We start from the raw sequence: 8,813 nt of genomic DNA, 5'->3' as shown, positions 1-8,813 counted from the left end.
AGCCTATATTGACCCCATGGCGAAAGTCCAGCCATTGCATAGTACTTCCTTATTTGTTTGATATATTTGGCATCAAGACTCTTCTGAAGAAATGAAAGTACGTAGCGAGAATCCAGAATGAAAAGTGATGGGTAGGGGCCTTGATAGTCCAGATTTTGGATGGAGATGAAACTTAAAGCAGAAATCGGGGCTTTACAGGTTTTGTTGCCTTATGAACTAACAGGTTGATAGTTCAGCAAAGGAGACAGGCCAAGATGACTGAAAAATAAAAGTCGAATTCCTTCACGGTTAGGAATTCGACTTTTTAGTTTGTTTAAGTAACGCCCCTATAGCGATTCTTCACAATATTAATCTTTGTAAGTAAAAGATAGAAATGATCATGCTTATTAACGGTAAATAGTGGGTTGGCTTCTGACGACATCCAGGTAATTCTGCCACGACATGGGGGGGCGGTTATACCTTTGGTGAAATAAGATCCCATTGCCCCTACGATGGCTGAAACAAATAATTTAAGAATAATTGTTTGCTGAATCGATCGGAACAACAAAATATTCATAATGGCCAGTGGGCATGCTTTTATACCATTGCATGGATATGGTTAAACTAATATGGACTTCTGCGTAATACGGACTATTTAAGGATAGGTGATACTTAATACGAAATCTTAAACAATGCGAGTCGTGAAAATTTTTCGATAACGGGTATCTTGTCTAAACTCATTCAAATGTTCCTTTTATCAAAGGAATGCCCTTTTCTACCATAACTTGTCCTCTTGCCATTACCGTGCTGATTGCCAAATTTTCCTTTTGCAATAGTACGATATCTGCATCCTTCCCTGTTTGGATACTGCCCTTGTTTGATAGTTTCAGCACTTGTGCGGGATTCGCGGTGATGACCTTCAGTGCCGTTTCAAGGGGGATTCCTTCTTCTAAAACAGAATCACGCACTTCCTGATATAGCGAAGATACTTTTCCCACTTGAAGGCCTGCATACTCCCCATGGTTGTTGAAAAACGGAAGGCTGGCCTGTCCGTCTGAAGAGAAGGTTATGTGTCCGACTGGTATCCCTTCTTCAAGCATTATCCGCAAGGCAATACTGCACTTCACTTCGCCATCATCCAGAAACTGTGGAATGGTGCTTGTTGTAAAGTCTACGTACCCACCGCGTTTGGCGTAATCAATTCCTGCCTTGAATAATTCTTCATTTCGGTTGATATGTGTCGGATGGAGCTGCCGAATCGGAATGTTGGTTTTATCAGCAATTGCATGTAACAACGAGAGCTCGCCATCTCCGTCTCCTACATGAACTTCTAAAATACCTGCTTTTCCTGACAAAATACCGCCGTTGCGTGCCGCTGCGGCGATTTTGGTCAATTCTTCAAAAGTGGGTTCTGATGACCTATGGTCGGAGATGGCAATCTCCCCGACACCGATGATTTTGTCGATGAGAATAAGGTCATCTTCGATTTTCCCTGTCAATGTTTTTACTGGCACTTGGTAGGAACCTGTATGAATGAAACAGGAAATACCCTCTTCTTCAAGCGCCTGGGCCTTTGCAAGCAGGCTTTCCATTCTACGCGTAGTTCCGTCCGTACCGAGCAAGCCAACCAGCGTTGTAATACCGGAAGTCGTAATATCCGTAAGCATCAGCTCAGGGGTGCGGGTTTTGAATCCTCCCTCACCGCCTCCGCCAATAATATGAACATGTGAATCTATGAAACCTGGAACAACTAAAAGATTGGTCGCATCAATGATATGAATAGGAGCGAAGTTGTCAGGAATCTCGATCCTGTCATCGATGAATGCAATTTTATCATTTGTGATCAAAACGTCTTTCCGTCCTAAGTAATTGGGTGAGTATATCTCGCCATTTTTGATTAAAGTAAGCAATGTGTTTTTCCTCCTGCGATTAATTCATGATTTTTATCAGAATGGCCCATATCCGATGAAGTGAGCCATGATGACGGCTATTAATCCGATGAGATATTGAATGAGTACCAGGGGCAGAATCCACTTCGCCCATTTTGTCCAAGGTATGCCTGCAATTGCCAAGCCTGCCATCAAGGTGGTAGCGGTCGGGAAAATCATATTTCCAATTCCGTCCGCAAAAGAGAAAGACAACACTGCTGTTTGGCGTGTAATATCCAATAAGTCTGCGAGCGGAACCATAATTGGCATGGTCAACATCGCATGACCGGTGCCGGAAGCTAAAATAAAATGAATGAGAGTTTGGAAGCTGTACATGCCGGCAACGCTTAAATAGGCCGGAATATGCTGAATAGCTTCAGATAGTTGATGGAGCATAGGGTCGACGATATGTCCCTCATTCAATACAACAAGAATGGCGCGTGATACGCCAATAATCAAAGCACCGCCCAGCAAGGCTGCAGATCCATTGGTAAAAGAGCTGACGATGTGATCCGCAGACAATTTTCCGATGATTCCAATGACAATTGTCAATATAATGAATAGGGCAGCGATTTCTGTCATGTACCATTGGAACTTGATGACTCCAAATGCCAAGATGATATAGTTAATTAAGAAACTGCCTAAGATGAACTTATGTCTCGCTGTTAACTTCACACTTGATTGCAGCAGTTTTTTCGATTCTTCTTTTGTATATTTTCCATAGATTCCGATGGAAGGATTTTTCTTTACCTTCATTGCGTAACGATGGATATAAAGAACGGAAACAAGGTAGACGATAATAAATAAAATAAGGCGCAACCCTATTCCTGAGAACATCGGCAATTCAGCAATTCCTTGCGCAAGTCCTACTGTGAATGGATTCATGATGGCAGTCGTGAATCCCGACAATGCCCCAACAATGACGATGGCGGTTCCTGTAATTGTATCGAATCCGAGAGCCAACGCCAGCGGAATGATAAGAGGGAGATATGCTAGTGTTTCTTCCGCCATTCCCATTAAGGAGCCGCCTACAGCAAAAAACAGCATCACGACAGGAATTAATAGCTTTTCACGAGTCGCCAACTTCCGAGCCATTGTGGCGATCAGCACATCAACCGTCCCTGTTGCTCTTAAAACACCAAAAAACCCTCCGATAATCAATAAGAAAAAGATGATATTGCCGGCTTCAACCATTCCCGTGTGAATAGCTTTTATCATATCGAACAATTCCACCGGTGAAGATTCTATCCATTTAAAAGAAGTGGCGTCAACAGTTGTCCGTCCATCTGCTTCGATCCGTGTATATTCCCCGGCCGGCAAAATGTAAGTAAATAGAGTTGCTATGGCTAGAATGCAGAGCAGCAATACAAAAACATTGATTTTTCTCTCTTTTTCCCCAGCTGTTTCAAGCAAAACTACTTTCTCTTCTATTCGGCTCATAAGTGTCTCTCCTTTGAATTTAAAATAAGTGCAGTGAACTAATACGCTTACAAAATATTGCCGGCCTATTACCTTTCATTTGTTTTTCTAGTATTCTGCTTTTTCCTCCTTTTCAAAACCATAGGCATGTCAACGGATGTCAATGTCATCAATGTCAATAGATATGCAAAATCTGTGCCAATACGGGATAATTGATTTTTATGAAAACTTAATGGTTGAATTGAAGTTTTAGGTCTTTATTGGTTCTTTTTGGTGATATAATAGTACCAATTAAAGACAGGTAGGTGTTTTATGTCAAAATCCGAACTTACACTTATAGCGGGAAGCTCAAAAACAAAGGAAGCCTTGCAGGAGCAACTGGAACAACTGCTTGGAGACTACGTGCATGTCAAAAGCCATTCTACCGATGAGGGAATACCTCGTTCTCTGGGAGATGGAATGATTTTGTTTTCATCAGATGCCGCTTATGATAAGAAAGAGGGTATATATAGCGTAAATCCCGAGAAAATAATCGTCGGAAAGAGAACTGTTAATCATGAATACATTGACAAGCTATTAAGAATACCAGAGGGTTCGGCCGTTCTTTTGGTGAATGATGATGATGATGCAACTATTAACCTTATTGAATCCTTATATCAGCTTGGTGTCGATCATGTTCAATTTATTCCTTTCAGGAAGGGGATATTATTTTATGAGAATGTCCAAATCGCCGTTTCACCAGGAGAAACTCACCTATGCCCCTCTTACATAAAAGAAGTAATCGATATAGGTGTGCGTCTTTTTGATATAACAACAATTTTGGAAGTTGTAGAATGCTGTGGTTTACACAAGGATATATCCTCGAAGATTTCAGAAAGGTATATTAGCAATATCATTGAATTACAACGTAAGCTGTTATATGCAGAGCGTGATGCTAAACAAATGAGCGATCATATCCAAAATGTGTTGGGGACTGTCGATGACGGAATATTGGTCGTTAACGAGGTAGGGCTGATATCGGTATTCAATAACCAGCTTGCGGCATTGTTCCATGTTGATGCAAAAGATGTAGTTAATCAGTATCTGGAGCATGTATTGAATCGCCGGGATATTATCGATTTCATCATGGGAAGTAATGATGAAAGCAAGTTCTTCAACATAGACGGAGTGGATGTCGTGATTTTTCGATTGCAAATGATGAAAGAAAATACAATCGTCGCAACCTTCAAAAGCGTACACCAAGCTTTCGAAATAGAAAAGACTGCACAAAGAGAAATGCGAAATCAAGGCTTTTATTCAAAATACCGCTTTGAAGATATTATTGGCGAAAATGAAGTAATGAAAGAGCGTAAGCAGATTGCCAAGAAGCTTGCCCTGTCTGAGCATCCGATTTTGGTTCAGGGAGAGACAGGAACAGGAAAAGAGCTGTTTGCTCATGCGATTCACGAGCATTCATTGCGAAAGAACGGGCCATTTCTAGCGGTCAACTGCAGCGCTTTAACAGAAACTTTACTTGAAAGTGAATTGTTTGGTTACGAAGAAGGTGCATTTACAGGAGCACAAAGGGGAGGCAGGAAAGGACTGTTTGAAATGGCGGATAACGGGACGATCTTTTTGGATGAAATTGGTGATATAAGTCTCACAGTTCAATCCCATTTGCTACGGGTTCTTCAGGAGGGCGAAATACGCAGAATTGGCGGCAAGAGAATCATTCCCATAAATGTTAGGGTAATCACCGCGACGAATAAAAATCTTCATGATAAGATGCGGGACGGTTCATTCAGAACAGACTTGTTTTACCGTCTGAATGTACTCAATCTTTACATACCGTCACTAAAAGAGAGAAGAGCGGATATTCCACTTTTGATAAAGCATCTCATCACAAAAAGCGGGAAGTGGGTAAAAGTAGAGCAAGACGTTATGGAGTTTTTCATGCAATATGAATGGCCCGGCAACATAAGGGAACTTAAAAGCACAATCGATTACATGCTGACGGTTTGTGAGGGGAATGTCTTGTCGAAGAGTGGCCTTCCGTTCATGCACGGGCATGCGGAAGAAAGTGTTACGGCAGATTATCCTGTCTGTGAAAGTTTACTGGAAATTCAGGAGCGAATTTTCATCTTGGAAGTAATCAAACAGTACAACGATAAAGGAAAAGCGGCAAGTCGGGAACTTATTGCTAGTCAGAGTCAAGAATCGGACTTTGTCTTGTCCCCTCAGCAAATCCGTCGCCGCCTGGATATTTTGGAAATCGACGGATTTGTCGTCAAAGGCAGAGGGAGGGCTGGCACTAAGATCACCGCTGAAGGAATGGAGTATTTATTTTTTCTTAAGTCAAAGCATGCTATGCATGGATATAATTAGTCACTACCTATAAGAAGAGTTAGTAATTTCAAGGTTTTAATAAGTGATGGAAGGGGTACCGCCCCAACACCAATAAGAAGTTTAAGAGGTGAAATTACACAATTTTTAAAAGCCCCATTTCTCAGTGTCACAAGAGAAATGGGGCTTTTTTAATGCCGATTAGTATAGCTCTTAATTATAATTGACCCTTTTTCACTACGAGTGGTTTCGCAGCTTTTTCCAAGAATCTCATATATCGATAAAAGCATGGTCATTTTTTAACGTATTCAAAATATGCTTAGTCAGATTTGATGCGTCCGTGTTTTTCCAAACTGCCGATATGGAACTTGATAAGTTCGAGTTATCGATGTTCAAGGCTTTGACTTGGCGTTTTCCCAACAAATTCACCATATCTTCCGGCATGAGGGCTACGCCTAAGTTATTGGATATTAGATTCGCGATCGTCAGTAATTCAGAGCCTTTACATAATTCCTTAGGTGAAAATCCAGCAGTCAGACAAGCTTTTTCCAAAAGGAATTGAAGGGAGTGTGCCTGGACGGCATCATAATGGATAAAAGGTTCGTCTTTTGCTTCGTATAAATGTATTGCATCTTTTTGGGCTAGTGGATGATCAATGGAGACGACCAATTGTAAAGGGAACCTCATGAATTCAATCATGCTTAATCCTTCATTGGCAATGATGTTACTGTTAATGGGCGTCCGGATGAAACCGATGTGATAGTTTTGTTGGTTTACGAGTTTTACTGCCCTTGAAGATGTTGTTTCATGCACGTAAAATTCTGTTTCCGGGTATTCCCCCACTATCTTTTTCAATAACTTCGGGATATATATACTAGCTGCAGAAGGGACGGTAGCAATCTTCAGTTTAGGCTTGGGGATGGCTTTATGTTCAACTATGTAATTCACGGTTTTCTCAATATCTTCGAAGGAAGGGGCTAGTTTTTTATAGATATACTCTCCTTCTTCCGTCAATGTAATTTTTCTAGTCGTTCGATTCAATAGTTTAAAGCCTAATTGTTTTTCGAGGGATAAAATCTGTTGGCTTAGTCCGGGCTGGGATATATGCAGGGTTTTGGAAGCCTCACTGAAACTAAGATGGTTAGAAACCTCTATGAAATAGCGGAGGGATAGGAAATTCAAACAATCACCCACTTCAGTTGGATTTGAAAAAACAAGGCTAAAACCTGCTGGTAAAAGAAAGGGTGGACTTTTAATTCCCTCTCTAACAAAAGCTGGAAATAACGATTGAAGGATAGAAATGCTAGGATGTTGGTTTTATAACATGGTCTTATAAGTTTATAACAATAATATATTTCTAAATTGAAAGAGTCAATATTATCCTTAAAGAAAGGAAGGAAACGTAATAAAAGGTAAAATATACCTATTAAATCACTGATTTTTCTTGTTTTTAATAGGTGTTATTACACGTTTATGCTTGTTGTTTTGATTTATATAAAACTTTTTAATGGATTGCTAGTGCTTTTAGAGTATGATCCTTATTTTGTAAAAAAAGGGAAAGTGAGGTGGTGGGTAGAATAATAACATTATAATTTTATGAAGTTGATGAAAACACATGGGGTGGAACTTTTATAAAACATCGATAAGTGTTTTTATTGATTATGATTTTGACGTTAACAGGTATCGCGGCATTCGGGGGGTGATTTTTTGAAGTGAACCATCGAAGAAAGCAGGGAATGTACTGACGGCCATTTTAGAGATCGACCAGTATATTCCTCTTAAAAAGCAGAGTCATTTGCTCGTATATCCAGTTGGCGTACGGTAAAACCCAATTTGTTTTATTTTGAAAGGAGACTAATTCATGAAATTTTTAAAAAGTTTTATTTTAGTTACTTTCAGTTTCTTTTGTATGATCACACCAGCTTTTGCAAGTGTCCCTGGAGTGGATGGGTCAATGGGAAAGGGAGCAACAAAAGGAATCGTATCAGTTTCCCACCCGTTAGCAGCTGAAGCGGGCATAAAGATATTAAAACAAGGTGGAAACGCAGTCGATGCAGCAGCAGCCATTCAATTATCGTTAAATGTAGTTGAACCAATGATGTCTGGAATCGGTGGCGGTGGTTTTATCATGATTTATAATAAAAAGGAAAATAAAATAACGATGATTGAAAATCGCGAAATGGCACCGAAAAATGTTACGCCTGAACTTTTTTTAGATGGAAAGGGAAAACCTGTTCCTTTTAGTAAGCGGCACACATCTGGTAAAGCGGTTGCAGTTCCTGGAACTCTGATGGGTTTAGAGACTTCTCTTGAGAAATATGGAACATTGAAATTATCACAAGTCATAGGCCCGGCCATTAAACAAGCTGAACAAGGGGTCAAAGTCAATTGGGCAACAGCACAATATATCGATGAAAATGTAACAAAGCTTAAAAATAACCAAGCGGCTGCAAAAGTTTTTGTACCAGACGGAAAGCCATTGGAAGAGGGCGACACCCTTGTACAGCCAGATCTGGCAAAGACTTTTAAGTTACTAAAAAAACAAGGTTCCAAGGCTTTTTATAAAGGTGAAATCGGGGAAGCCCTAACCAAAGAAGTTCAAAAGCGTGAAGGAACGATGACAACTGAGGATTTGCAAAACTATGAGGTGAAAGAAAGAGAGCCGATTAAATCGGAATATAGGGGATTTGAAGTGGTAGGGGCAGCTTCACCAAGCTCAGGCAGTTTGACCGTTCTACAAATCCTGGAGCTTATGGAAGGATACGATGTACAAAAGATGGGGGCGAACACACCTGAATATCTTCATTATCTCACGGAAGCCATGCATCTTGCTTTTGCCGATCGAGCTGCCTATATGGCGGATGAAGATTTTTATGATGTACCTACAAAAGGACTATTGGATGAAGGTTATATTAAAGAAAGACGAAAACTCATCAATCCAAATAGATCAACAGCTGATGTCAAGGCAGGCGATCCATGGAAGTATGAGGGCAAAGAACCTCCTTCAATGAAGAAGGTAAAAGAGGAGAAAACACCGATCGGTCAAACAACCCATTTCTCTGTAATGGATAAATGGGGAAATATGGTTGCATATACGACTACAATCGAGCAAGTATTCGGATCGGGTATCATGGTACCTGATTATGGATTCATGCTAAATAATGA

5 protein-coding genes are annotated in these 8,813 nt (G+C 40.4%); 2 read left to right on the top strand and 3 right to left on the bottom strand.

The genetic code is table 11. From position 1 onward, the window contains the following. Positions 1 to 716: 716 nt before the first annotated feature. Positions 717 to 1,889 carry a beta-aspartyl-peptidase gene (gene iadA / locus ACFVSH_RS19500; protein WP_387595743.1) on the bottom strand — a complete coding sequence of 391 codons (1,173 nt, stop codon included), beginning with the start codon at positions 1,887 to 1,889 and terminating at the stop codon, positions 717 to 719. Positions 1,890 to 1,925: 36 nt separating this feature from the next. Then, the gene (locus ACFVSH_RS19495) at positions 1,926 to 3,347 is read right to left on the bottom strand and encodes a YfcC family protein (protein ID WP_387707400.1); all 1,422 of its coding nucleotides are present in this window, start codon (positions 3,345 to 3,347) and stop codon (positions 1,926 to 1,928) included. 291 nt (positions 3,348 to 3,638) lie between these two features. Here ACFVSH_RS19495 and ACFVSH_RS19490 point away from each other — a divergent pair, with 291 nt between their 5' ends. Continuing rightward, entirely contained in the window at positions 3,639 to 5,690 is a 2,052-nt protein-coding gene (locus ACFVSH_RS19490) for a sigma 54-interacting transcriptional regulator (RefSeq protein WP_387707398.1), read from the top strand. Positions 5,691 to 5,918: 228 nt separating this feature from the next. Here the strand turns inward: ACFVSH_RS19490 and ACFVSH_RS19485 are convergent, their stop codons facing one another. Further along, complete coding sequence (locus tag ACFVSH_RS19485; protein ID WP_387595752.1) at positions 5,919 to 6,830, bottom strand: LysR family transcriptional regulator; 912 nt, start codon at positions 6,828 to 6,830, stop codon at positions 5,919 to 5,921. Between the two features lie 679 nt (positions 6,831 to 7,509). Here ACFVSH_RS19485 and ggt point away from each other — a divergent pair. Further along, positions 7,510 to 8,813, top strand: a 1,304-nt coding sequence (gene ggt, locus ACFVSH_RS19480; protein WP_387707396.1) for a gamma-glutamyltransferase, incomplete at its 3' end; no start/stop codon positions are given.

Source organism: Peribacillus sp. NPDC058002, from assembly GCF_042886655.1.
Classification (GTDB): Bacteria; Bacillota; Bacilli; order Bacillales; family DSM-1321; genus Peribacillus; species Peribacillus aracenensis.
Note: the sequence above shows the minus strand (reverse complement) of the source record. Positions and strands in the feature narration are given on the sequence as shown.